Below are 24,055 nucleotides of genomic sequence, written 5' to 3'. Positions count from 1 at the left end.
GGCCGACGTTCCCGGATGGCGGAACGCGATGAGATGCCAACGATTCTAGCGAGGCCCGCTAGTCAGAAAAATAGGGAAAAGCACGACCGTTCATTAAACGGTATTTGTGCTGTTGCCACCGGCCGTATGCGGGTTGGGTAGGCTGAAAAAGCAAACATGCGGGGAGTTAATTGCGCGCGCAACCGTTGCAAGCGCGCGACAGCCCGCGTTTTCACCCCTTCACCAAGCGTCTATCATCGGCCCCCCGGCCAGCATCCACTGGCCGGCACACGAAAAATTCGGGCCCCGGCACCCCGGCGGTCCGACGGACTGACAACACGCAGCAGAAGAAAAGGATTTCACCGTGAGACACACCCAGATCGCATCCGCCGTCGGCGGCCTCGCCCTCGCACTGGCTTGCCAGCACAGCTTCGCGCAAAGCTCGGTCACGCTCTACGGAATCGTCGACACCAGCATCCGCTACCTGACGAACGCCAACGCGCACAACGACAACGAGCTGCAGATGACGCAAGGCCCGATCACCGGCAGCCGCTGGGGCCTGAAGGGCGCCGAGGATCTGGGCGGCGGCCTCTCGGCCGTGTTCCGCCTCGAGAACGGGTTCAACCTCTGGAACGGCCAACTGGCGAGCTCGAATACGCTGTTCAACCGGATGGCGTACGTGGGGCTGTCGAGCAACAAGTACGGTACGGTCACGATGGGCCGTCAGAACACGCCCCTGTTCGACCAACTGGGCAACACCTTCGACCCGCTGACCGTTGGCAATTTCGACCAGGACGGCTGGCTGCCGGGCGCGCTCGGCTACGGTCTGCGTGAGAACAACTCGGTCAAGTACGACGGCAAGTTCGGCGGCCTCGAAGTCGAAGGCATGTACAGCTTCGGCGGCGTGGCGGGCAGCGTCGGCGCGAGCAACATGTACGGCTTCACGGCCACCTACGCAGCCGGTCCGGTCTCGCTGCTCGCGGGCTACCAGCAGAATAGCGACGCACACAACAACAAGTACCGCGTGGCCAACCTCGGCGCAGTCTATGCGCTCGGTCCGGTCCACCTGTACGGCGGCTGGCTGTGGGGCCAGGACAATACGGGCGTGGTCGACCAGTACATGGCAGCCGCGAACTCGCCCGCGGCGATCAACTTCGTGACGCCCGTGACGAAAACCAACCGTATCGACAACGGACTCTATGCCGGCGCAACGTGGCAGGTCAGCTCGCCGCTGCTGCTGACCGCAGCGTACTACTACGATCACGCAAAGAACGGCCTGAATGAAGACGGCGTGACGCTCAGCACCGGTGTGCGCTACTCGGCAGTACTGCTGGCCGAGTACTCGCTGTCCAAGCGCACCGAAGTGTATGGCACGGTCGACTTCATGCGCGGCACCGGCTCGACAACCGCCGACTTCCCGGGCCGCAACAACCAGACCGGCGTCGCCGTCGGCTTTCGCAACATCTTCTAATAGCGGGTTGCCTCGCCGGGTCTGATCACCGGCACAACGGCGGCGCGGCGCTTCGAGCGCGGCGCCGCCGTTTTTCTTTGCGACGCGCCGGCGGCGCCGTCCACGCGATATCTATCATTCGTCCGATTCGAGCGGGTAAATGCCCGCTCGTTTGCATTCGTTCATGCGCATCGATTAACTCATTCGCGCATTGAGTTACCTTCATTTAAATTACATTTAAATTACGAATAAAACAAAAAGCTTTCGCCTTTACCCGAATTCCCCAGGGATTACTACGGGTTCCAGTCAAGATGCATGCAAATGTTTAATGCCGGGCGTACACTGCTGGCGCGTGGCCCATTGCGGGGGGGGCCGCCCAAGCCACACAACCAGGCCACACAAGGCAATGCCGACACGTGCATGAGATCGCGCGAGGTGCACAAGCGCCCATCGCGATCGACAGGAGACATGGCATTGCCCCCAGTATCAAAGGAGAACAATCAACATGAGCTGGACGCGTGAACAGAAGAACGTCACGATCGCGGCGTACCTGGGATGGACGCTCGATGCATTCGATTTCTTTCTGATGGTTTTCGTTCTGAAAGACATCGCCACCGAATTCAACACCAAAATCCCGGCAGTGGCATTTGCCATTACGCTGACACTGGCCATGCGCCCGCTCGGCGCGCTGATATTCGGCCGCCTCGCCGACAAATACGGCCGCCGTCCCACGCTGATGATCAACATCGCGTGCTACTCGATACTCGAACTGCTCACGGGCTTCTCGCCCAACCTCGCGACCTTCATCGTCCTGCGCGGGCTCTTCGGCGTCGCTATGGGCGGCGAATGGGGCGTGGGCTCGGCGCTCACTATGGAAACCATTCCGCCCAAGTCGCGCGGCATCATTTCCGGGCTGCTGCAGGCGGGCTACCCGAGCGGCTATCTGCTCGCCTCGATCGTGTTCGGCGTGCTGTATCAGTACATCGGCTGGCGTGGCATGTTCTTCGTCGGCGTGCTGCCCGCGCTGCTCGTGGTCTATGTGCGTATGCACGTGCCCGAGTCGCCGGCTTTCAAGGAGATGGAAAAGCGCGCGCGTCCGAGCCTGCTCACCACGCTCAAGCACAACTGGAAGCTTTCCCTGTACGCCATCGTGCTGATGACGGCGTTCAACTTCTTCTCGCACGGCACGCAGGATCTGTATCCGACCTTCCTGCGCGAACAGCATCACTTCGATCCGCACACGGTTTCGATCATCACCATCGTGCTCAATATCGGCGCGATCGTGGGTGGCCTCTTCTTCGGCCGGATTTCCGAAAGTATCGGCCGCCGCAAGGCAATCTTCATCGCCGCGCTGATCGCGCTGCCGGTGCTGCCGCTGTGGGCATTCTCGCAAGGGCCGGTGCTGCTCGCGCTCGGCGCGTTCCTCATGCAGATTTCGGTGCAGGGCGCCTGGGGCGTGATCCCGGTTCACCTCAACGAAATTTCGCCTGACGAAGTGCGCGCGACCTTCCCGGGCCTCGTCTATCAGCTCGGTAACCTGTTCGCTTCGGTGAACGCCACGCTGCAGGCGTCGCTCGCCGAAACGCACAACCAGGACTACTCGATGGCCATGGCGATCGTCGCCGGCACGGTCGCCATCGTGATCGCGGTGCTGATCCCGTTCAGCCGCGAACGTCGAGGCATCGACATGACGCAGACCGCGAAAGAGGTGTCGGGCGTCTGACGTGCCACACGCGGCCGCCCCGTAACGCCGCACCGCAGCACCACGATGAAAGGCCGTGCCGGGTTCGCCCGCACGGCCTTTTTTGCTGGTTTTGGCGATGGTCGAGCCGCCCGCGCCCGCACACCGGGTAAGACCTCCTGGCCGCACGGCGCGTGGCGTTGCATGATGAAAGGCACTCGGTTGCCCTACCGTCCGGAGATCCATCATGAGCGAAACGCCCCAGCCCGATCCGGCGAGCCCCGTGGCAGCTTCCGCACCTCAGGCGGCCACACCTCAGGCGGCCGATCCCAACACCGACGGCATCTGGTACGCCTCGTACCCTCCCGGCGTGCCGCGCGAAATCGCCGCGAGCCAGTACGCCTCGCTCACCCATTTCTTCGACGACTGCACGGCGCGCTTCGGCGAGCGCGTCGCCTACGTGAGCGCCGGCTCGCCGATGACCTACGCCGCACTCGCCCGCAGGGCCACGGCGTTCGCGTCCTGGCTGCAAGGCGCGGGCGTGCAGCCGGGCGAGCGCGTCGCGATCATGCTGCCCAACACCTTGCAGTATCCGGTTGCCCTCTTCGGCGCGCTCAAGGCCGGCGCCGTGATCGTCAACGTCAACCCGCTCTACACCGTGCGCGAGCTCGAGCATCAGTTGCAGGACAGCGGCGCGCAGACCATCGTCGTGTTCGAGAACTTCGCCGCCACGCTCGAAGCGGCGCTGCCCGGCACGCAGGTGCAACGCATCGTCGTGACGGCGCTCGGCGACTTGCTGGGCGAAGGGCTGAACCTCAAGGGCCGCTTCGTCAACATCATGCTGCGCCACGTGAAGAAGATGGTGCCGCCCTACCACCTGCCGCGTGCGGTGCGCCTGCTCGATGCGCTCGCGCAAGGCGCGCGCGCCCCGCACGCGCCGGTGGCGACCCATGCCGACGATCTCGCGTTCCTCCAGTACACGGGCGGCACCACGGGTGTCGCGAAGGGCGCGATGCTCACGCACGGCAACGTGCTAGCGAACGTGCAGCAGGCAAAGGCGTGGATTGGCAACCAGTTCGACGCCAACGCCGAGACGGTGCTTACGCCCTTGCCGCTCTATCACATCTATTCGCTCACCATCAATGCGCTGATCTTCCTCGCACTCGGCGGACGCAACATCCTGATCGCCAATCCGCGCGACATGAAGCGCGTGATGAAGGTACTGGAGCACGAGACGTTCAGTTGCATCAGCGCGGTCAACACGCTCTATAGCGCACTGCTCGACAACGCGGCGTTCCGCCAGCGCGACTTCTCGGGCCTCAAGCTCGCGATGGCGGGCGGCATGGCCATGCAGAAGGCCGTCGCCGACCGGTTCCGGGCCGTCACGGGCAAGCCCGTCGTGGAAGGCTACGGTCTCACCGAATGCTCGCCGATCGTTTCGATGAATCCCGTCGATATCGCGCATGCAGAGGGGGACGAGGCGCATCCGGAAGGCTCGATCGGGCTGCCCGCGCCGTCCACGCAGGTGCGCTTTCGCAGGGACGACGGCACGTGGGCCGGCATCGGCGAAGCCGGCGAGCTCTGTGTCAAGGGTCCGCAAGTGATGAAGGGCTACTGGAATCGCCCGGACGAAACGGCGAAGGTATTCGCCGATGGATGGCTCACGACCGGCGACATCGGCGTGATGGATGCGCGCGGCTATATCCGCCTCGTCGACCGCAAGAAGGACATGATTCTCGTGTCGGGCTTCAACGTGTATCCGAACGAGATCGAGGACGTGGTGGCGATGCACCCCGGCGTGCGCGAGGTGGCGGCGATCGGCGTGCCCGATCCGGTGCAGGGCGAGCGCGTGAAGGTGTTCATCGTGAAGCGCGATCCCGCGCTCACGGAAGCCGCGCTGATCCAGTTCTGCCGCCAACAGCTCACGGGGTACAAGGTGCCGCGCATCGTGGAGTTCCGTGCGTCCCTGCCGCAGTCGACCATCGGCAAGATCCTGCGCCGCCAGCTGCGCGACGAGGAAATCGCGAAAGCGGCGAAGAAGCCGCCGACGTGAGATGTCGATGCGCGATCGCCAAGGTTGCCTAAGCGAAGTCGCGCAGCGTCACCCCGCGCGCGCTGGCGAGCCGCGCGAGCACGAAACGGTCCGAGGGACGCAACGCGCCAGTCAAGGCCGCACCGGGCTCGAGCCGCTGTGCAATGCGTGCGTGCCACAGGGTGCCGATGTCGCTAGCGGCCGTGTCGGCGCAGCCGTCGCCGATGGCCCACGCAACGCATCCCGCGCGCGCAACGGCGCGCGCGAGCACGCGGCCCTGGGCGAGCGCCGGGTCGTATACCGCAACACCACGCGCAAACGCCGCACCCGCGCGAGGCGCGCGTCCGCCAAACGCAACGCTGAGCGGAAGCGCCTGCCATGTCGCGCCTAGCACCACGGCACCGGCATCGCAGAGAAAAGCCCGCCTGTCCATCGAGTCCTCCGTGCGCCTTTCAACGAATCCTACCCGCCAATCGATACGCAGTCTTGATTAAATCGATCACGTATAGCCGCGCTCCGCACGCCACGCCTCGGGCCAGATGCCCTGCTTGCCCGGTGAGAGCACGCCTTGTGGATCGAGTGCGTCTTTCACGGTTTGCGCGAGGCGCAACAGCGCGCCGTCGTTGAAGGCGTACTGCGCCGCGGCGTAATCCATGTAGAGCAAATGCGAACGGTAGACGCCGTAGCCGGCCGCGCCCGCGTCGCTCATCAGCGCGCGTAGAAGGTCCCCCGCGCGCGCAGCATCGTCACGGCGCTCACGCGCGAAGATCGCGGCGAATACGTGATGCAGATAGCGCCCCGCCGCCGTGAAACCGCCGTAGTAATCGAAACCGTACTCGGCCGCGCGCGCCTTGACGAGCGCGTACTGACGCAGCGCGTCGCGGCCGTCGGCGGGACACAGCGGCGAGAAGTCTACGTGCGCGCCGTCACCGCCGCGCCAGTCGAGCATGCGAAACGCGCTCATCGCGGGAATGCCGGCGAGATTGCGGTCAGCGCCGCCCTGCGGTTCGTCGCCTTCGGCATAGCGCCGCGCCGAGAAACGCACACCCGGCACGCCGGCAAACGCACGCTCGACGATGCGCCGCTCCACGTCGATCACCTCGGGCTCGCCATAGAGCGCGTAATGCAGATTCCAGCGGCCCACGTTCAGATCGCGCTGCATCGCGGCGACGGCGGACTCGGGCATCGCGCCCTCGCCTTCGTACCAACGGGCACGCGGCGCGAGGCTCGCGGCGCGGCGGATCGCGCCTTCGATCGCCGCGTGCTGGCGTATCGTGCCGCCGAGCTGCAGCGCGCGCAGCGTATCGACGAGCACGCCGAGATCGTCCTCGCGCGCGAACTGGATCTCGCCGATCACGAACGCCCGCGGCGCCGGCATGAGCCAGAGCCCCATCTTCGTGACGACGCCGTAGTTCGACTGCGTAAAGAGTGCATCGAACGAGGGCCCATAGCCCGGCCGGTAGAGTTGCCACGCCGTGCCGTTGGCGATCGCGCCCATGCCGGTGCGCACCACGTCGCCGTTGGCGAGCACGACCTCCATGCCACACTGCGACGCGGCGTGGTCGCCGTAGGCGGTCGTACCGAAGCCGCGCTCGAGCGTGTTGCCGACCACGCTGCCCCAGCCCGCCGCGGGCGGATCGACCCACAGGCGCAGATGCTGCTCGCGCAGATGCGCGTGCAAATCGAAGTAGCTCACGCCCGGCTCGACGCGCGCCCATGCAAGGCGCTCGTCCACCTCGAGGATGCGGTTCAGGCGCTGCAGGTCGAGCACGACCGAGCCCGCCAGACGCGGCGCGGCGCCGCCGTAGGCGAAGTTGCGCCCCGTGGACACGGTCCACAGCGGCACGCGCGTTTCGTTCGCGACGCGCAGGATCGCGCGGATCTCTTCGACACTCGCGGGGAGGATCGCAGCGGAAGGGGCGAAGGCGTGCGCATCGGCGAGCGGCACGAACGGATCGAAATACGGATCGAGCGCTGCGCCGCCGCGGCAGACGTTCGGCGCGCCCACGATGCCTTCGAACGCAGCGAGCGCACGCGCGAAACGGGCCGCGTCGATGCCGGGAGGCAAGGTGGGCGCGGGATGGCGCGCGGCGTCGCTCATGGGCCCGCTCCGCCGGCGTCGCGCATCACCACTGCCCGGGCTTGCCGCCCAGCGCGCCGCACACGTCGAGCGCGATCTCGCGCAGCTTGGGTTCTGTCTGCGGACCGGAGAGCGCGTAGCCCGTGCGTTCGGTGCTCCAGTAAAACGTGCGGCGGTTGCCATCGCGCAGAAGGCGCACGGGGTCCCTATCCCTTGCCGAACTGCCCACGTAGAGCGTGAGGCGCTCGCCCGCATCGTTCTCGTACATGAATTGCGCAGCCGGCCCCGTGTTGCCGGGCAAGAGACGCCCGCCCACGAGCGTGTAGCCGTATTCGGCCAGCGACGGCACCGAGAGCGGCTTGCCGAGCCGCTTGGAGAGCCACGCGACGAGGTGTGCCTCGTCGGCCGCGCCCACTTCCACGGGATGCCGCTGCTCCGGCGAATACACCGCGTAGGCGATGTCGGCGCGGCGCGCGAACGCCTCGGGCGTTTCGCTGCGCACGGCCGCCGGCGCCGAGACGGCCGCCAGTTCTGGAGCCAGGCCCGGCGCGAGGCGCGGCACGAGCGCGGTGGCCGCCACCGCGAGCCCCGCACCCACCGCCACCCACGACGCCGCGATGCCGGCGCGCCACCACCACGGCACGCCCGGACGCAGAATGAGCACGGCGGGCGCACTGCCTGCCTTTTCGGCGGCGCCGGGCGCTGCATCCTCGCCCGACACGCGCGCGCCTTCGCACAACGCCTGCAGCGCGGCCTTCTGAGCGCGATAGGCCGCGACGCGCGCCGCCGCGCGCGGGTCGTCCGCGAGGCGCCCCTGCAGCGCCTCGCTCTCGCCCGCCGGCAGTTCGCCGTCGACGAAAGCGCCCAGCATCGTGAGGTCCTCTTCAGGCGAAGCAGGCGGCACGCCTTCGCCGTCGCGTCCGTGGCCGAGATCGTTGTCGTTCATCGTAGCGTCCCCACCACCCTGAGCGGCGCGGTGCGTTGCGCCGGATCGCGCCCCGGGTCCTGCACCGGCCCCGTATCGAGCAACGCTCGCAGATGCTCGCGCGCCCGCGACAGGCGCGACATCACCGTGCCGGCCGGCACCCCGAGCACCGCCGCCGCCTCGCTGTAGCTCAACTCCTCCACGCATACGAGCAGCAGCACCTCGCGCTGCGCCGCCGGCAACGCATAGAGCGCGCGCTGCAGATCGCGCAGCACGAGGCCGTCCACCTCGCCGTGCGGCGCCTCGAGCGTGCGCCACGGCGCGGCTTCGTCGTCGACGGCGATCTCGCGCCGGCCGCGCAACTGATCGATGTACAGATGCCGCAGGATCGTGAGCAGCCACGCGCGCAGATTGCTCTGCGGGCGAAACGAAGTCCAGCGCGAGAGCGCACGCTCCGCGGCGTCCTGCACGAGGTCGTCAGCCCAGGCGGCGTCGCCGGTCAAGGCGCGCGCATAGCGGCGCATGGGCCCGAGCTGAGCCACGACCTGCGCTTCAAACTCCGGCGACGGATGACGCAACACGCCGCACGCCGCTCAGTAACCACCGCCCGACGAGCCGCCCGAACTGCTCGACGACGCCCCGCCTGTATTCATGTCGCTGCAAGCCGTGAGGCCGGCACCCGCGACGCCTGCCAGCGCCGCACAAACGAGACACGCGAGAACTTTGCGAAACCGCTCCATGACCACCTCCATTGAGTTCGTCGCCGATATCGCGTTAAACGTTGCAAGCGGTGCGCTTATTCCGCGCAAGCGGTGATTTCGCCTTGCGTGTGCCGCCGCACGGAACGAAGCCCCCGGGCACCGCGAGAATCGTCGCAAGCGGATCGAAATCCATCGTGTAAGCGCGGGCCCGGCCTCGAATCGGTCGAGCATGGCCTGCCGTCATGGACTACGCTGTGTGAATGAGTTCATGCGCGTCGAAAGGTCGCGCGGGTCTGACAACCCGCGGGCGTATCGTCGGCAGGCCTCTTTCCGAAAACCGCTGTCGCTGCCCATCGCAACCTGTCATCCGGACGCGCCGCTTGCCGGCAGCCGACGACGAGGGACGCAGCGATGCATTTTTCGTCAATCTGCGGTCGCGGCCGCGAGCCGGTATAGTTCTGCAGTAAGCTTACTTTCCCGCACGCGCGCTTCGCCGACACAAGGTAGAATCGCGGCGAGCAAACGTTTCCAACTGATTGCGGCATTGCGCCGCCTGGCCAAATCTAGTCCATGCCTTCCGCAGAATCGCACCCGCAAAACGACTTCATGAACGCCGCGCGTAAGGAAAGAAAGCGCGTCGAAATCTATCTGGTCAACGGCATTCGCCTGACCGGATGCATCGAGTCGTTCGATCAGTACCTGGTGATGCTGCGCACGCCCGTCGGCCTGCAAGGCATTTACAAGCGCGCCATTTCGACCATCCAGCTCGACACCGGCACCCGTCCGGGTCCGCGCCCGGGCGGCGCTCGCAGCTCGCACGGCGAGCATACGAGCCGCGGCCCGCACGGCAGTCACGGCGGCCATGGCCCGCGTGAACAACGAGAACCGCGTGAATCGCGCGAGCCGCGCGAGAGCTGGTCGGCGCCGTCCGGCGCGCCATCGGGCGCATCGAGTGCCCCCGGCAATGACCGTGGCTCGCAGGACGGCCCAGTCGTCGTGACGCGCCGCCGCCGCCTCTACGGCGCGGTGAACAACGGCGGTAACGGCGGCGAAGGCTCGGGCAACAGCTAAGCCGCTGATGGCTGGCGCACCTGCTGCACGGTACGCCGACCACGCCGACATTTCAGTACAGTACGGGCGCGCCTTGGCGCGCCCGCTTGTTTGCGCGCGCAGTTTCGTACAACTGCGGTGCAGTCGCGTTCAGTTTCGTCCCGTGTCTTCTGAAGCGCTCTGGCAGCCGTGGCTCACGGTCACGATTCTGGCTTTGCGTTATTCTGGGGCTGACGCATATCGCCACGGAGGCCGCCATGAGCGCATCCAAGCCGAAAGCCCCGCAACCCTCGCAGGAAGACCCGCTCGACGAAGCGCTCGACGAGACCTTCCCCGCGAGCGATCCGATCGCCGTCGACCCCTCGCCGACCGGCTCTCAACCGAAGCCCGGCTCTCAACCGAAGCCCCATTCCGCAGACGAAACCCACAAGGGCCGCGACACGCATCGCCACGGCAAGCACTGAGCGCGCCCTGAACGATCGCACCATGAAGAAAGGCGGAGCGCCCACGACGCTCCGCCTTTTGCGTGTCGCATCGGCGTGTCTTGCTCAACCGGTGGCACGACCCGGCGCCTGGCGAGCATCCTGGCCACACCGCATACCGGCGATCAGCGGATCGGCAGACCGCCTTCCACTTGTTGCTGCAGCTCACGCACCTGACGCTGAACCGTACGCAGTTCCGCCTGGGCAGCCGTCTTCTGCGCCTGCAATGCGTTCGCCTGATCGCGGCCCTGCTTCTGCCGGTCCGCGACGAGCGCCTGTTGCTCGCGCGCGATGGCCAGATCCGCCTGGAGCCGGTTCGCGTGGTCCTGCGTGAGGGCGATCATGCGGTCCGTGAACGCCTTCTGCGCTTCGAGGCGCGTGCGGCGGATTTCCACTTCGGCGAGTTGCCCCGACTTCACCGCGAAGTCGCGATAGATCGCTTCAGCGCGCGTCTCGTCGCTCGTCTTGATCACGCGCCAGAACGTCTTGTTCTGGAACAGCGTGACGTAGTACGTCATTTCCTTGCCGTAAAACAGCAAGCTCGCGCCATACGAGCCGTTGTAGGTCGTGCGTAGCTCGGCGAGATCCGAGCCTCGCAGCATCTGCTGCAACTCGGCGACGTTGCCCGCGGCGTTCTGCTTCGCTTCATCCGGCGTTAGCACGCCTGGCTGGCTCGCTGCCAAAGGCAGCGCAGGGGTCGCGGCCTGCTCGTCCTGCACTGCGGGTGCGGCGGTGGTCTGTGCTACGGGCGCCGCTGCTGCATTCGCTGCTGCTGAATTGTCAGGCGGCGTCTGTGCGCAGCCCGTACCGATTCCCCCGATTAATACCAGCGCCGCCAGGGCGGTGCGACGAACTCTCCACTTGTAGTCCATGTAGTACCTGCTTTGAACAGTTCTAATTTTTACAAATCGGCACAATTATTACTCACTTTCACATGTTTCGGGCCCCTCGTAGAAAATTTGCCGATTACGTATCTTTTCCCACAACACCTGGCAAGAAATTCCTGGAAATTGCGCGGTGTCCTTGCATCGCCCGCCGTTTTGGTCCAGCGCGGCGAGAGGCCGACCAAACTAGAGTGCCTTCTCTCAAACGCGCGCGATGCTTTCCAGTATCCTGCCCTGACCTTGCGGCGTGCCAGGCGCGACGCAGGGTCGGCATCGACACGACAAACAACATCAGTGGAGGAAGACATGAACCGAGTCATCGGACGCGCGGCGCGCCATGTCGCGCTTGCGAGTGCCCTGCTGTGCGGCGCCCTCGCCGCACACGCTCAAACCGACACGCCCGTCGGCGTCTGGCAGACCATCGACGATCACACCGGCCAGCCGAAAGCGCTCGTGCAGATCAGCGCCGACGCCAACGGCGATCTGAGCGGCAAGGTCATCAAGGGACTGGGCGCGAATGACCAGCCCGACCGGCGCTGCACGGCCTGCACCGACTCGCGCAAGGATCAGCCGATCCTCGGCATGACGATCATCGACAGCATGAAGAAGACCGGCGAGGGTTATGACGGCGGCCACATTCTCGACCCTGAGAACGGCAAGCTGTACCGCTGCAAGATGCATACGGAAGACGGCGGCCAGAAACTCGTCGTGCGCGGCTATATGGGCATTTCGCTGCTCGGCCGCTCGCAGACGTGGGTGCGTCAGCAGTAAGTGGATGCGTGAGCGGATCGACCTGAGGACCGGTCCACTCGCCCCCGTCGCCCATATCAGACGAGTCCGAATCTTGAAAATGGTGCCGCCGCGCTATTTTGAGACTGGCTCGGCACCGGCGTGGCGCCAGCTCGACATGGGTGTGTCGCCGCAGATGCGCCCACAGCCCGCAGGTGCGGCGCGGACGCCGTACGCTCAGGTCAGGGCCGTATCGACGATGCGGCGCGGCGTTTCGAGATATTCCTTCGACTGCATTTCGACGATGCGCGACACCGTGCGCGTGAACTCGTTGGCCATCGGGCCTTCCACGTAGAGTTCCTCGGGCGGCACCGCGGCCGACATCAGCAGCTTGACCTTGTGGTCGTAGAACACGTCGATGAGCCAGGTGAAGCGGCGTGCTTCGGACTGCATACGAGGCGTCATTTGCGGCACGTCGGAGAGGATCACGGCGTGAAAGCGGCTCGCCAGCTCCAGATAGTCGTTCTGCGAGCGCGGACCGCCGCACAGCGTCGCGAAATCGAACCACACCACGCCGTCCGCCTTGCGCAGCGCCTTCAGTTCGCGCTTTTCGATGCGCAGCAGCGGGCTTTCGTCGGGGACGGCGGCCAGCTCCGCGAACGAGTGGCGCAACGCCTTGTCGGCGGCGGCGCCGAGCGGCGTGTGATAGACCTCGACCTGCGCGAGCGTGCGCTGGCGATAGTCGATGCCCGCATCGACGTTGAGCACGTCGAGCTTGCTCTTGATCAGCTCGATCGCAGGCAGCATGCGGTCGCGATGCAGGCCATCGGGATAGAGCAGATCGGGATCGTAGTTGGACGTCATCACGAACTGCACGCCGTTCTCGAAGAGACGGTCGAGCAGACGGTAGAGGATCATCGCGTCGGCGATGTCCGAGACGTGGAATTCATCGAAGCAGATCAGGCGATAACGCCTTGCAATGCGGCGCGCGAGTTCGTCGAGCGGATCGGCCTGGCCCTTGAGCTCTTCGAGCTCGCGGTGCACCTCGCGCATGAATTCGTGAAAGTGCAGACGCGTCTTGCGCTGCAGCGGCACGACCGCATAGAAGCTGTCCATCAGGAAACTCTTGCCGCGCCCGACCCCGCCCCACATGTACACGCCGCGCGGCAGGTCCGGGTGAATGAGAAACTTCTTGAAGGCGTTCGAACGTCGCGACTTGTAGGCGACCCACTCGTCGTAGCACCGCTGCAGCCGGTCGATCGCGACGCGTTGCGCCGTATCGGGCTTGTATCCCCGCTTCTGCAGTTCGTTTTCGTAGTATTCGGTGACGTTCATTTTCCGGGCCGCAAATGAGGAAAGGCGGGAGAGCAAAAGCCCACCCGCCTCCGTACGTAATGCTGGGTACTGCGGGGCAGCGCGGCCAGAAAAGTCGGCCGCCCTGCCCTTCGCGCTTACATGTTGAGCGCGCGCTTGTCAGTGGCGAGTGCAGCTTCGCGCATGACTTCGGACAGCGACGGGTGCGGATGGCAGATGCGGCCGATGTCTTCGGCGGCAGCCTTGAATTCCATCGCCACCACGGCTTCCGCGATCAGGTCCGATGCGTTGGCCGAGATGATGTGCACGCCGAGCAGCTCGTCGGTCCTGGCGTCGGCGATCATCTTCACGAAGCCGTCCGCCTTGTTGATGCCCAGTGCGCGGCCGTTCGCCATGAACGGGAACTGGCCCGTCTTGATGTCGCGGCCTTCTGCCTTGAGCTGCTGCTCCGTCTTGCCGACCCATGCGATTTCCGGCTCGGTGTAGATCACCCACGGAATGCAGTTGTAGTCGATGTGCGGCTTCTGGCCGTCGATGATCTCGGCCACCAGCACGCCTTCGTCTTCGGCCTTGTGCGCGAGCATCGGGCCACGCACCACGTCGCCGATCGCGTACACGTTCGGCACCGACGTTGCGCAGTGGTCGTTCACGTCGATGAAGCCACGCTCGTTGGCCTTCAGGCCGATCGCTTCGAGACCGAGGTTGTCGGTGTTCGGCACGCGGCCAACCGACACGATCAGGCGGTCGGCTTCGAGCTTCTGCGCGTTGCCGTCCTTGTCCGTGTAGTTGATCGTGACGCTCTTGTCGGTCGTCGTCACTTCGCCGACCTTCACGCCGACGTGAATGTCGAGACCCTGCTTCTTGAAGAGCTTCGCCGCTTCCTTCGCGAGCGCCTGGTCAGTCGCGCCGAGGAATTCCGGCAGCGCTTCGAGGATCGTGACGTCGGCACCGAGACGGCGCCACACCGAACCCAGCTCCAGACCGATCACGCCTGCGCCGATCACGGCCAGCTTCTTCGGCACGCTGTCGAACGTGAGCGCGCCTTCGTTGTCGGAGATGATCTTGTTGTCGACCGGAATGCCCGGCAGATGGCGCGCCTTCGAGCCCGTCGCGATGATCACGTTCTTCGCCGTGACGACTTCGGTTTCGCCTTCGCCGCTCACTTCGATCTGCACGCCGGCTTCGTTCTTGCCGGTGAACTTGCCGTGGCCCTTGAGCCACGTGATCTTGTTCTTGCGGAACAGGAACTCGATACCCTTCGTCATCTTCTCGACGATGCTTTCCTTGCGGGCGATCATCTTCGCGACGTCGATCTTCACGTCGCCCACGCTGATGCCGTGGTCGACGAGGTGATGCTGGGCGTTTTCGAACTCTTCCGACGAGGCGAGCAGCGCCTTCGACGGAATGCAGCCGACGTTCAGGCAGGTGCCGCCGAGCTTCAGCGCGCCGGCCGGGTTCTTCCACTTTTCGATACACGCAACCGATTTGCCGAGCTGCGCGGCGCGGATCGCCGCGATATAGCCGCCGGGGCCGGCGCCGATCACGACGACGTCAAATTCTTTGGACATGACTATCCTTTGGATGGCGAGCCAGCGCGGCCGCGTTTCGCGGCGCGCGTGGCTTCAATACTGCGGAAATGCGAGAGACTTGCTGCCTAAGTTGACATCGCGTCGCGACGGCGGCGCCCGGTTTCAAGCCGCACGCTGCCGTCGCGCGTCATGCAATTACAGGTCGAGCAGCAAACGAGCCGGATCTTCCAGCGCGTCCTTCATCGCGACCAGCGACAGGACGGCTTCGCGGCCGTCGATGATGCGGTGGTCGTACGACATCGCGAGGTAGTTCATCGGACGGATCACGATCTGGCCGTTCTCCACCACAGCGCGCTCCTTCGTGGCGTGCACGCCGAGGATCGCCGACTGCGGCGGGTTGATGATCGGGGTCGAGAGCATCGAGCCGAACACGCCGCCGTTCGAGATCGAGAACGTACCACCCGTCATTTCCTCGATCGAAAGCTTGCCGTCCTTGGCCTTCTGGCCGAATTCGGCGATCTTCTTCTCGATGTCGGCGAGGCTCATCTGGTCTGCGTTGCGCAGGATGGGCACCACCAGACCGCGCGGCGAGCCGACCGCGATACCGATGTCGAAGTAGCCGTGGTAGACGATGTCGTTGCCGTCGATCGAGGCGTTGACGAGCGGGAACTTCTTGAGGGCGTGCACCGCAGCCTTCACGAAGAACGACATGAAGCCGAGCTTCACGCCGTGTTCCTTCTCGAACTTGTCCTTGTACTTGTTGCGCAGATCCATGACCGGCGCCATGTTCACTTCGTTGAACGTCGTGAGGATGGCGTTGGTTTGCTGCGACTCGAGCAGACGCTCGGCGATACGCGCGCGCAGACGCGACATCGGCACGCGCTGTTCCGGACGGTCGTTGAGCCAGCTCGCAGCCGATGCCGGCGCGTTGACTTGCGGCAGCGACGGCTTGGCGGCAGCCGGCTTCGCAGCCGGTGCGGCGGCGGGAGCGGCCTTCGGCGCGCCTGCGCCCAGCACGTCCTGCTTCGTGATGCGGCCGTCGCGGCCCGTGCCGGCGACGTCGCCGCCCGACAGACCCTTCTCGGCCATCAGCTTGTTCGCTGCTGGCGAGGCGATCGTGCTGCTCGCCGTCGTTGCGGCGGCAGCGGCAGCCGGTGCAGCGGCAGGAGCCGCGGCGGCAGCCGGAGCAGCAGCGGCTGCGGGAGCCGCAACGGCGCCAGCCTTGGCTTCCGTGTCGATCTTTGCGATCACCTGTTCGCTGGTGACGGTAGCGCCGTCGCCGATGAGGATCTCGGCCAGCACGCCGGCAGCCGGCGCGGGCACTTCGAGCACGACCTTGTCGGTTTCGATCTCGATGACAACTTCGTCCTGGGCGATAGCTTCGCCCGGCTTCTTCTTCCACTGCAGCATCGTGCCTTCCGACACCGACTCCGAAAACTGCGGGACTTTGACTTCTACGATAGCCATGTGATTTTCCTGAATACGTATCTGGGTACGAACCGGGTCGCGCACTTGAGCGCGGGAAAGCGCGCGTCGTTCAGCACGCCTTCCCGGTTCGATTTGCTCTAGTGCTTACTTCGCGACCTGCGCGCCCTTCAGGCGGCCGAATGCACCTTCGATCAGCGCCTTCTGCTGCTCGTAGTGCTTCGCGTAGTAGCCAACAGCCGGCGATGCGGAAGCAGGACGGCCGCTGTACGCGAGCTTCATGCCTTCCTTCATGCCTTCCTTCAGGTGGTGCTCGATGTAGAACCACGGGCCCTGATTCTGCGGCTCGTCCTGCACCCAGACCACTTCGGTCGCGTTGTCGTACTTCTTCAGCTCGGCTTCGAACTGCTTGTGAGCAAACGGATAGAGCTGTTCGATACGGATGATCGCGACGTCGTTCGCCTTCGATTCGCGGCGGTGCGCGACGAGGTCGAAGTACACGCGGCCCGAGCAGGCGACCACGCGCTTGACCTTCTTCGCGTCGATGGCTTCGTCCACTTCGCCGATGACCGGCTGAAACGAGCCCTTCGCGAGTTCGGACAGGTCCGACACGGCTTCCTTGTGACGCAGCAGCGACTTCGGCGTGAAGATGATGAGCGGCTTGCGGAACAGGCGGATCATCTGGCGGCGCAGCACGTGGAAGATCTGGGCCGGCGTGGTCGGCTGGACGACCTGCATGTTGTGCTCGGCGCACAGCTGCAGGAAACGCTCGATACGCGCCGACGAGTGCTCCGGACCCTGACCTTCGTAGCCGTGCGGCAGCAGCATCGTGAGACCCGAAACGCGGCCCCACTTCACTTCGCCCGACGAGATGAACTGGTCGATCACGACCTGCGCACCGTTGACGAAGTCGCCGAACTGGCCTTCCCACGCGACGAGCGTGTTCGGCTCGGCGGTCGAGTAGCCGTATTCGAAGCCCAGCACTGCCTCTTCCGAGAGCACCGAGTCGATCACCGTGAACTGCGCCTGGTTCTCGCCGATGTTCTGCAGCGGCACGTACGTGCCGTCGTCCCAGCGCTCGCGGTTCTGGTCGTGCAGAACGGCGTGGCGGTGCGTGAACGTGCCGCGGCCCGAGTCCTGGCCCGTCAGGCGAACGGCGTAGCCCGAAGCGACCAGCGACGCGAACGCGAGGTGCTCGCCCATGCCCCAGTCGAGCTTCGCTTCGCCCTTGCCCATCGCGCGGCGGTCGTTGATGACGCGCTCGACCAGCGGGTGAACCTTGAAGTTCTCGGGGACCGTGGTGATGCGCTCGGCCAGACGCTTGAGTTCGGCGAGCGGCACGGCCGTGTCGGCAGCGTCGGTCCACTTGCGGTTCAGGAACGGCACCCAGTCCACCGCGTACTTGCTCTTGTAGTTCGAGAGCACGGGGTCGACCGTGTGGTGGCCTTCGTCCATCGCGGCGCGGTAGGCCTTGACGTAGTTGTCTGCGTCTTCAGCCGTGATCACGCCTTGCTGCACGAGCTTCTCGGCGTAAAGCGCACGGGTGCCCGGGTGCTTCGCGATCGTCTTGTACATGAGCGGCTGCGTGACCGCCGGGGTGTCCTGCTCGTTGTGGCCGAGCTTACGGAAGCAGATGATGTCGACCACGACATCCTTGTGGAACTGCGTGCGGAAATCGACCGCGAGCTGGATCGCCAGCACGACCGCTTCCGGATCGTCGCCGTTCACGTGCAGCACCGGCGCTTCGATCATCTTGACCACGTCGGTACAGTAGAGCGTCGAACGCGCGTCGCGCGGGTCCGAGGTCGTGAAGCCGATCTGGTTGTTGATGACGATGTGCAGCGTGCCGTGCGTGCCGTAACCGCGCGTTTGCGCGAGGTTCAGCGTTTCCATCACGACGCCCTGGCCTGCGAAGGCCGCGTCGCCGTGGATCTGCACCGGCAGCACCTGCAGGCCGTCTGCATCGCCGCGGCGATCCATACGGGCCTTCGCCGAACCCTCGACCACCGGGTTGACGATTTCGAGGTGCGACGGGTTGAACGCGAGCGACAGATGGACCGGACCGCCTTCGGTCGCGACGTCCGACGAGAAGCCCTTGTGGTACTTCACGTCGCCTGCCGGCAGGTCGTCGACGTGCTTGCCTTCGAATTCGGCGAACAGGTCAGCCGGCATCTTGCCGAGCGTATTGACCAGCACGTTCAGACGGCCGCGGTGAGCCATGCCGATGACGATTTCCTGCACGCCCTTCGCACCCGCGTGACGAACGACTTCGTCCATCGCGGCGATGAAGGACTCGCCGCCTTCGAGCGAGAAGCGCTTCTGGCCGACGTACTTGGTGTGCAGGAAGCGCTCGAGGCCTTCGGAGGCCGTCAGGCGCTGCAGGATGTGCTTCTTTTTTTCAGCCGTGAAGCTGGGCGTCGAGCGGATCGACTCGAGACGCTCCTTCCACCAGCGCTTCTGTTCAGGATCGCTGATGTACATGTACTCGGCGCCGATCGTACCGCAGTACGTATCGCGCAGCGCCTTGACGATCTCGCGCAGCGTCGCGCGCTCGAAGCCGAAGTACAGGTTCGTGGCGCTGAACGTCTGGTCCATGTCGGCTTCGGTGAAGTCGTAGAACGCAGGCTCGAGTTCGGGGATGTTCGGACGTTCGCGACGCTTGAGCGGATCGAGATTGGCCCATTGCGAGCCGAGGAATCGATAAGCGCCAATCAGGGACTGAACGTAGACTTGCTTGCGTGCCGTGGCGAGATCTTCGCCGCCGCCGCGCGGAACAAATGCATTGGCCTTCGCGCGTTGAGCGAAGGATTCGACGATCGGCCCGTGGGCGATGTCGTTGTCTGCCGTGCCACTCGACGACGGCACGTTTTGCAGTGCGTCGAAGTACTCACGCCAGTTGTCCGGAACGGACGCAGGGTTATCAAGATATGCTTCGTATAGCTCTTCGACATACGGAGCATTGCCGCCGAACAAATAGGAGTTCAGCTGGAATTGCTTCATCGTTTCCGACATTTACGCTCACCTTTCTTCGAGTTTCTCGAGAAATAGCGGGTTACTCAACCTTCCGCGCCACGGCCTGACCGTTTAGCGGATTGCGAATCAAGTCTGCTTGGAAGGACCTAAATCATGCATCCGCGGAGTATAGCGCATATGCGCATCTCGCCACAGGATGCAATGCGACCGAACACCACGCGGGAACCCTGTTTACACGGGCCCTTGCGGCATTCGCAACGCACTCTTCCCGCACCGCAATGCAATCCCCGCCAGACGCAAAAAAGCCGCCCGTAAAGCGGCGGCTTTTCTGTGAGTCTTTGTGCATTGCAGTGCAAAAAAAGCGCTAAAAATGCAAATTACTCGGCAGCGCCTTCGCGGCTCGCGCGGCGACGCTCGTGCTCTTTGAGGTGACGCTTGCGCAGACGGATCGACTGCGGCGTGACTTCCACGAGTTCGTCGTCGTCGATGAATTCGACGGCGTACTCGAGCGACATCTGGATCGGCGGCACGAGACGCACGGCTTCGTCGGTGCCCGAGGCGCGCACGTTGGTGAGCTGCTTGCCCTTGATCGGGTTGACGACGAGGTCGTTGTCGCGGCTGTGGATGCCGATGATCATGCCTTCGTACAGCGCGTCGCCCGGCTTCACGAACATGCGGCCGCGGTCCTGCAGCTTCCACAGTGCGTAGGCGACAGCGGCGCCGTCGTCCTGCGAGATCAGCACGCCGTTGCGGCGCTCGCCGAGCGAGCCTTCCTTGATCGGACCGTACGCGTCGAACACGTGGCTCATCAGGCCCGTACCGCGCGTGAGCGTCATGAACTCGCCCTGGAAGCCGATCAGGCCACGCGCCGGAATACGGTACTCGAGACGCGTGCGGCCGCGGCCGTCCGAAGCCATGTCGAGCATTTCACCCTTGCGGCGGCCCAGTTCTTCCATCACGCCGCCCTGGTGGCCGTCTTCGACGTCCACGGTCAGCATTTCGTACGGCTCCTGCTTCACGCCGTCGACTTCGTGCAGCACCACGCGCGGACGCGACACGGCGAGCTCGTAGCCTTCGCGGCGCATGTTTTCGATCAGGATCGTGAGGTGCAGCTCGCCACGGCCCGACACTTCGAACGTGGTTTCGTCGCCGGTGTCCTTCACGCGCAGCGCGACGTTGTGGTTCAGTTCCTTCGTGAGACGGTCGCGGATCTGGCGGCTCGTCACGAACTTGCCTTCGCGGCCGGCGAGCGGCGACGAGTTCACGAGGAAGTTCATCGTGAGGGTCGGCTCGTCCACCGTGATCATCGGCAGGGCTTCGGGGGTGTCGACCGCGCAGATCGTCGCGCCGATGCCGATGTCTTCGATGCCGTTGATCAGGACGATGTCGCCGGCTTCAGCCGATTCGACCTGCACGCGCTCGAGGCCGCTGAACGACAGCACCTGGTTGATCTTGCGGTTCATCACCTCGCCTTCCGGGCCGAAGCGCAGCGCCACCGGCTGACCCGGCTTGATGCGGCCACGCTTGATACGGCCCACGCCGATACGGCCGACGTAGGTCGAGTAGTCGAGCGAGGTGATCTGCAGCTGCAGCGGGCCTTCCGGATCGGCGTCGCGAACCGGCACGTGCTCGAGCACGGCTTCGAACAGCGGGCGCATGTCGCCTTCGCGCGCGTCCGGCGACAGCGAAGCGTAGCCGTTCAGGCCCGAAGCATAGACCACCGGGAAGTCGAGCTGCTCTTCGGTCGCGCCGAGCTTGTCGAACAGGTCGAAGGTCTGGTTGATCACCCAGTCGATACGGGCGCCCGGACGGTCGATCTTGTTGACGACGACGATCGGCTTCAGGCCGAGCGCGAGGGCCTTCTTCGTGACGAAGCGCGTTTGCGGCATCGGGCCTTCGACGGCGTCGACGAGCAGCAGCACCGAGTCGACCATCGACAGCACGCGTTCCACTTCGCCGCCGAAGTCGGCGTGGCCCGGGGTGTCGACGATGTTGATGTGGGTGCCTTCGTACTCGACCGCGCAGTTCTTCGAGAGAATCGTGATCCCGCGCTCTTTTTCGATGTCGTTCGAGTCCATGACGCGTTCGGCGACCTGCTGGTTGTCGCGGAAGGTGCCGGACTGGCGCAGCAGTTGGTCGACGAGCGTGGTCTTGCCGTGGTCGACGTGGGCAATGATGGCGATGTTGCGAAGAGCGCGGGACATAGGAACCTGGGTACAGTTGAGTGCGCCGCGCATGCCCTGCTGGCAGGCCCTGCGAGGGCGCGCGGCCGCCGCTTCGATCCGCCCCGGACTACTGCCGGCGGGTCAATTCAGCATCGCTGCGATGACGCACTTTTGGGAACCTGAAATTGTAGCACGCGCAGATGAATTGATCTCGCGCATATCAGGGAGCGCCCTGGATCGGGGCGGCCGGCGTCGCAACCGCGCAACGCGGGTAAAGATTCGACGGGCGCCGCGGCGCGCCGTTCACGCCGCATTCTCTCACTCTCATGGGGCCGGACTAAGCCCCTACTCTGCAAAGGTTTCTCGGCAAAGGCAGAATAAACCTTGCCGCGTCAACTAACCGCCCCTATAATCCCTGCCTGGTCAACCATTGCATTCGCAGCAGAATCATGACGGATCCGACTCCCACGCCCCCGCCCGAAGTCCGCGACTATGACCTCGGCGAAAGCGTCGGCTACCTGATCTCGCGGGTGAAATCGACGATGTCGAACATGGTCACCCAGCGTGCCGTCGCCGAACTCGGCGTCACGAGCCAGCAGGCCAGCATCCTCTTCATGGTCGCGACGGGCAAATGCACGCTCGCGGCCGAACTCGCGCGCGAGTACGGCATCGACGCGAGCGCCGTCACGCGGCTCGTCGACCGGCTGGAGAAGCGCGGCCTCCTGAAGCGCGTGCGCAGTTCCGAAGACCGCCGCGCGGTACGCCTCGCGCTCACGCCCGAGGGCCTTGCCATCGCCGCGCGCATGCCGGCGATTTTCCGCAGCGTCACGGAGCATCTGTCGGCCGGATTCACGCCCGAGGAAGTCGGCTTCCTGAAGAGCATGTTGCGGCGGATTCTTTCGAATAGCTGCGAAGCTAGCCAGAGTTCGAACCCGAATCCGTCCGAGAATTGATGACGGGGCAAGCAAATTTGAAAGCGCCGAACAAAAAAATAGCTGCATCGTCCAGTATCACCACACACTCTCACGCATCGAGACGAGCAATGAAATCCCAAACCGAGTTTGCGCCAGTTCCGGCCGTGCGGGCACTGTCCTGCCGGGCGGCGGTCGCCGCCGCGGTCGCGGCGCTCGCCCTTGCGGGTTGCGCGAACTACATCGGCATCAAGAGCGACAAGACCATCGATCAGCCGCAGCAGTTCGAAAGCTCGCAGAGCATTCCGGCGCAAGGCGGCCAATGGCCAACGCTCGACTGGGCGAACCAGTTCGGCGATCCGCAGCTGCCCAAGCTGATCGACGAGGCGCTCGAAGGCAGCCCGACCATCGCTCAGGCGCAGGCGCGCCTCGCGAAGGCGTCGTCGTATATCGAAACCTCGCGCTCGGCGCTGTTTCCGAAGGCCAACCTGAGCTACTCGTGGACCCGCGAGCTGTACTCGGCCAACGCCCTCTTCCCGCCCCCGTATGGCGGCACCTGGTATAGCGAGAACAACGTGCTCGCGAGCGCCTCGTGGGATCTGGACCTCTGGGGCAAGAACCGTCAGCGCCTCGCGCAAGCCGTGTCCTCGCAGCGTGCCGCGGAAGCCGACATGCAGCAGGCGCGCATCACGCTCGCCTCTTCGGTTGCGCGCACGTACAACCAGCTCGCCCAGCTCTACGAGCTGCGCGACATCGCGGTGCACGAGATCGACAACCGCAAGACCATCGGCACGATCACCAACGGCCGCGTGGTGGCGGGCCTCGACACCAACGTCGAAAAGCAGACCGCGAACGGCAACATCGCGACGAGCCAGGCGAACCTCTCGCAGATCGACGGCCAGATCGAATCCGTGCGCTATCAGCTCGGCGCGCTGCTCGGCAAGGGCCCCGACCGCGGCCTGCAGATCGCAAAGCCGGTGCTCAACCCGGTCGCCAACGTCGCCCTGCCCGACAATCTGCCCGCCGACCTGCTCGCGCGCCGCCCCGACATCGTCGCCGCGCGCTGGCAGGTGGAAGCCGCGATGCACGACGTGAAGGAAGCCAAGGCCGAGTTCTATCCCGACGTGAACCTCGCGGCCGGCTTCGGCTTCGACGCGTTCGGCTGGGGCAAATTCCTGAACTTCACGAGCCGCCAGATGAACATCGGCCCGGCCGTGCATTTGCCGCTCTTCGATGCGGGCGCGTTGCGCGCGCAACTCAAGGGCCGCTACGCCGACTTCGAGCTCGATGTGGCGAACTACAACCAGACGCTCATCGGCGCGTTCCAGGACGTGGCGACCAACGTGTCGACGATCCGCTCGGCCGACCGGCAACTGGTGGACGCCGATCGCGCGCTCGACGCATCGACGAAGGCCTGGCAGCTCGCCGTGATCCGCTACAAGGCGGGGCTCTCCGAGCAGCTCCAGGTGCTCACCGCCGACCAGAACCGCCTCGCCGCGGAGCAGACGGTGTCGAACCTAAAGGCGCAGCGCCGCGACCAGCAGATGGCGCTCATCAAGTCGCTTGGCGGCGGCTTCGAAGCGCAAGGCGCGGGGCTCACGCCGCCCGCCGAAGTCGGCAGCGAAGCACGCGGCCAGAGCGACGTAAACGGCGCACCGTGGCGCGGTACGCGCTCGCCGCAGAACGCGGCGGCCGCGGCGAATGCGGCCAACGCCGCGCCCGTGTCGAACTGAGTGTCGAACCGA

The 24,055-nt window shown here is 65.0% G+C and carries 19 protein-coding genes and 1 pseudogene; 8 read left to right on the top strand and 12 right to left on the bottom strand.

What is annotated here, in order from left to right; genetic code table 11:
* The first annotated feature begins 343 nt into the window (after positions 1-343).
* From AB4Y42_RS15750 to AB4Y42_RS15740, 3 genes are all read left to right on the top strand, one after another.
* Positions 344-1,450: a porin gene (locus AB4Y42_RS15750; protein ID WP_368694679.1), complete on the top strand. Its 1,107-nt coding sequence runs from the start codon at positions 344-346 to the stop codon at positions 1,448-1,450.
* 484 nt (positions 1,451-1,934) lie between these two features.
* Complete coding sequence (locus AB4Y42_RS15745; protein WP_368694678.1) at positions 1,935-3,152, top strand: MFS transporter; 1,218 nt, start codon at positions 1,935-1,937, stop codon at positions 3,150-3,152.
* A 205-nt stretch (positions 3,153-3,357) separates the two neighbouring features.
* Complete coding sequence (locus AB4Y42_RS15740) at positions 3,358-5,163, top strand: AMP-binding protein (RefSeq protein ID WP_368694677.1); 1,806 nt, start codon at positions 3,358-3,360, stop codon at positions 5,161-5,163.
* A gap of 28 nt (positions 5,164-5,191) precedes the next feature.
* Here AB4Y42_RS15740 and AB4Y42_RS15735 read toward each other — a convergent pair whose 3' ends face one another.
* From AB4Y42_RS15735 to AB4Y42_RS15715, 5 genes are all read right to left on the bottom strand, one after another.
* Entirely contained in the window at positions 5,192-5,575 is a 384-nt protein-coding gene (locus AB4Y42_RS15735; RefSeq protein WP_368694676.1) for a hypothetical protein, read from the bottom strand.
* Between the two features lie 66 nt (positions 5,576-5,641).
* The gene (locus tag AB4Y42_RS15730) at positions 5,642-7,243 is read right to left on the bottom strand and encodes an FAD-binding protein (protein ID WP_368694675.1); all 1,602 of its coding nucleotides are present in this window, start codon (positions 7,241-7,243) and stop codon (positions 5,642-5,644) included.
* A 25-nt stretch (positions 7,244-7,268) separates the two neighbouring features.
* Complete coding sequence (locus AB4Y42_RS15725) at positions 7,269-8,093, bottom strand: anti-sigma factor (protein WP_368694749.1); 825 nt, start codon at positions 8,091-8,093, stop codon at positions 7,269-7,271.
* Between the two features lie 71 nt (positions 8,094-8,164).
* The gene (locus tag AB4Y42_RS15720; RefSeq protein ID WP_342920706.1) at positions 8,165-8,671 is read right to left on the bottom strand and encodes a sigma-70 family RNA polymerase sigma factor; all 507 of its coding nucleotides are present in this window, start codon (positions 8,669-8,671) and stop codon (positions 8,165-8,167) included.
* 69 nt (positions 8,672-8,740) lie between these two features.
* Positions 8,741-8,887 carry a hypothetical protein gene (locus AB4Y42_RS15715; protein WP_368694674.1) on the bottom strand — a complete coding sequence of 49 codons (147 nt, stop codon included), beginning with the start codon at positions 8,885-8,887 and terminating at the stop codon, positions 8,741-8,743.
* A 531-nt stretch (positions 8,888-9,418) separates the two neighbouring features.
* Between AB4Y42_RS15715 and hfq the strand changes: the two genes are divergently transcribed.
* Positions 9,419-9,919 (top strand): RNA chaperone Hfq, encoded by a 501-nt coding sequence (gene hfq, locus AB4Y42_RS15710; protein WP_342920640.1) that lies wholly within the window; start codon positions 9,419-9,421, stop codon positions 9,917-9,919.
* A 236-nt stretch (positions 9,920-10,155) separates the two neighbouring features.
* Positions 10,156-10,362: a hypothetical protein gene (locus AB4Y42_RS15705; protein ID WP_368686432.1), complete on the top strand. Its 207-nt coding sequence runs from the start codon at positions 10,156-10,158 to the stop codon at positions 10,360-10,362.
* Between the two features lie 143 nt (positions 10,363-10,505).
* On the opposite strand, the gene AB4Y42_RS15700 is transcribed toward AB4Y42_RS15705, so the two are convergent.
* On the bottom strand, positions 10,506-11,252 hold the full coding sequence (locus tag AB4Y42_RS15700) for a DUF2968 domain-containing protein (protein WP_368686433.1): 747 nt from the start codon (positions 11,250-11,252) through the stop codon (positions 10,506-10,508).
* A gap of 48 nt (positions 11,253-11,300) precedes the next feature.
* Positions 11,301-11,444, bottom strand: a pseudogene (locus tag AB4Y42_RS15695) (sigma-54-dependent Fis family transcriptional regulator); the annotation flags it as partial.
* 126 nt (positions 11,445-11,570) lie between these two features.
* On the opposite strand from AB4Y42_RS15695, the gene AB4Y42_RS15690 reads away from it, so the two are divergent.
* On the top strand, positions 11,571-12,035 hold the full coding sequence (locus tag AB4Y42_RS15690) for a DUF2147 domain-containing protein (RefSeq protein ID WP_342920643.1): 465 nt from the start codon (positions 11,571-11,573) through the stop codon (positions 12,033-12,035).
* A gap of 195 nt (positions 12,036-12,230) precedes the next feature.
* Here the strand turns inward: AB4Y42_RS15690 and zapE are convergent, their stop codons facing one another.
* The 5 genes from zapE to typA form a co-directional block, all read right to left on the bottom strand.
* Positions 12,231-13,328, bottom strand: a complete 1,098-nt coding sequence (gene zapE, locus AB4Y42_RS15685; RefSeq protein WP_368686435.1) for a cell division protein ZapE — start codon at positions 13,326-13,328, stop codon at positions 12,231-12,233.
* 116 nt (positions 13,329-13,444) lie between these two features.
* Complete coding sequence (gene lpdA, locus AB4Y42_RS15680; RefSeq protein ID WP_368686436.1) at positions 13,445-14,875, bottom strand: dihydrolipoyl dehydrogenase; 1,431 nt, start codon at positions 14,873-14,875, stop codon at positions 13,445-13,447.
* Positions 14,876-15,031: 156 nt separating this feature from the next.
* Complete coding sequence (odhB, locus tag AB4Y42_RS15675; protein WP_342920646.1) at positions 15,032-16,303, bottom strand: 2-oxoglutarate dehydrogenase complex dihydrolipoyllysine-residue succinyltransferase; 1,272 nt, start codon at positions 16,301-16,303, stop codon at positions 15,032-15,034.
* Between the two features lie 105 nt (positions 16,304-16,408).
* Positions 16,409-19,273, bottom strand: coding sequence for a 2-oxoglutarate dehydrogenase E1 component (locus AB4Y42_RS15670; protein ID WP_368686437.1), 2,865 nt, complete (start codon positions 19,271-19,273; stop codon positions 16,409-16,411).
* Between the two features lie 338 nt (positions 19,274-19,611).
* Positions 19,612-21,438 (bottom strand): translational GTPase TypA, encoded by a 1,827-nt coding sequence (gene typA / locus AB4Y42_RS15665; protein ID WP_342920648.1) that lies wholly within the window; start codon positions 21,436-21,438, stop codon positions 19,612-19,614.
* Positions 21,439-21,848: 410 nt separating this feature from the next.
* Between typA and AB4Y42_RS15660 the strand changes: the two genes are divergently transcribed.
* Together AB4Y42_RS15660 and AB4Y42_RS15655 are read left to right on the top strand one after the other, a co-directional pair.
* On the top strand, positions 21,849-22,352 hold the full coding sequence (locus tag AB4Y42_RS15660) for a MarR family winged helix-turn-helix transcriptional regulator (protein WP_028204820.1): 504 nt from the start codon (positions 21,849-21,851) through the stop codon (positions 22,350-22,352).
* 89 nt (positions 22,353-22,441) lie between these two features.
* Positions 22,442-24,043 (top strand): efflux transporter outer membrane subunit, encoded by a 1,602-nt coding sequence (locus tag AB4Y42_RS15655; protein ID WP_368686438.1) that lies wholly within the window; start codon positions 22,442-22,444, stop codon positions 24,041-24,043.
* Positions 24,044-24,055 lie beyond the last annotated feature (12 nt).

It is taken from the genome of Paraburkholderia sp. EG286B, assembly GCF_040965655.1.
Classification (GTDB): Bacteria; Pseudomonadota; Gammaproteobacteria; order Burkholderiales; family Burkholderiaceae; genus Paraburkholderia.
The sequence above is the reverse complement of the archived record's forward strand: the minus strand, read 5'-3'. Positions and strand labels throughout refer to the sequence as shown.

Bases quoted from the DNA above. Each gene is read 5' to 3' on its own strand.
- AB4Y42_RS15745 (WP_368694678.1), top strand. From the start codon at position 1,935: ATGAGCTGGACGCGTGAACAGAAGAACGTCACGATCGCGGCGTACCTG.
- AB4Y42_RS15740 (WP_368694677.1), top strand. From the start codon at position 3,358: ATGAGCGAAACGCCCCAGCCCGATCCGGCGAGCCCCGTGGCAGCTTCC.
- AB4Y42_RS15735 (WP_368694676.1), bottom strand. From the start codon at position 5,575: ATGGACAGGCGGGCTTTTCTCTGCGATGCCGGTGCCGTGGTGCTAGGC.
- AB4Y42_RS15730 (WP_368694675.1), bottom strand. From the start codon at position 7,243: ATGAGCGACGCCGCGCGCCATCCCGCGCCCACCTTGCCTCCCGGCATC.
- AB4Y42_RS15725 (WP_368694749.1), bottom strand. From the start codon at position 8,093: ATGCTGGGCGCTTTCGTCGACGGCGAACTGCCGGCGGGCGAGAGCGAG.
- AB4Y42_RS15720 (WP_342920706.1), bottom strand. From the start codon at position 8,671: ATGCGCCGCTATGCGCGCGCCTTGACCGGCGACGCCGCCTGGGCTGAC.
- AB4Y42_RS15715 (WP_368694674.1), bottom strand. From the start codon at position 8,887: ATGGAGCGGTTTCGCAAAGTTCTCGCGTGTCTCGTTTGTGCGGCGCTG.
- hfq (WP_342920640.1), top strand. From the start codon at position 9,419: ATGCCTTCCGCAGAATCGCACCCGCAAAACGACTTCATGAACGCCGCG.
- AB4Y42_RS15705 (WP_368686432.1), top strand. From the start codon at position 10,156: ATGAGCGCATCCAAGCCGAAAGCCCCGCAACCCTCGCAGGAAGACCCG.
- AB4Y42_RS15700 (WP_368686433.1), bottom strand. From the start codon at position 11,252: ATGGACTACAAGTGGAGAGTTCGTCGCACCGCCCTGGCGGCGCTGGTA.
- AB4Y42_RS15690 (WP_342920643.1), top strand. From the start codon at position 11,571: ATGAACCGAGTCATCGGACGCGCGGCGCGCCATGTCGCGCTTGCGAGT.
- zapE (WP_368686435.1), bottom strand. From the start codon at position 13,328: ATGAACGTCACCGAATACTACGAAAACGAACTGCAGAAGCGGGGATAC.
- lpdA (WP_368686436.1), bottom strand. From the start codon at position 14,875: ATGTCCAAAGAATTTGACGTCGTCGTGATCGGCGCCGGCCCCGGCGGC.
- odhB (WP_342920646.1), bottom strand. From the start codon at position 16,303: ATGGCTATCGTAGAAGTCAAAGTCCCGCAGTTTTCGGAGTCGGTGTCG.
- AB4Y42_RS15670 (WP_368686437.1), bottom strand. From the start codon at position 19,273: ATGTCGGAAACGATGAAGCAATTCCAGCTGAACTCCTATTTGTTCGGC.
- typA (WP_342920648.1), bottom strand. From the start codon at position 21,438: ATGTCCCGCGCTCTTCGCAACATCGCCATCATTGCCCACGTCGACCAC.
- AB4Y42_RS15660 (WP_028204820.1), top strand. From the start codon at position 21,849: ATGACGGATCCGACTCCCACGCCCCCGCCCGAAGTCCGCGACTATGAC.
- AB4Y42_RS15655 (WP_368686438.1), top strand. From the start codon at position 22,442: ATGAAATCCCAAACCGAGTTTGCGCCAGTTCCGGCCGTGCGGGCACTG.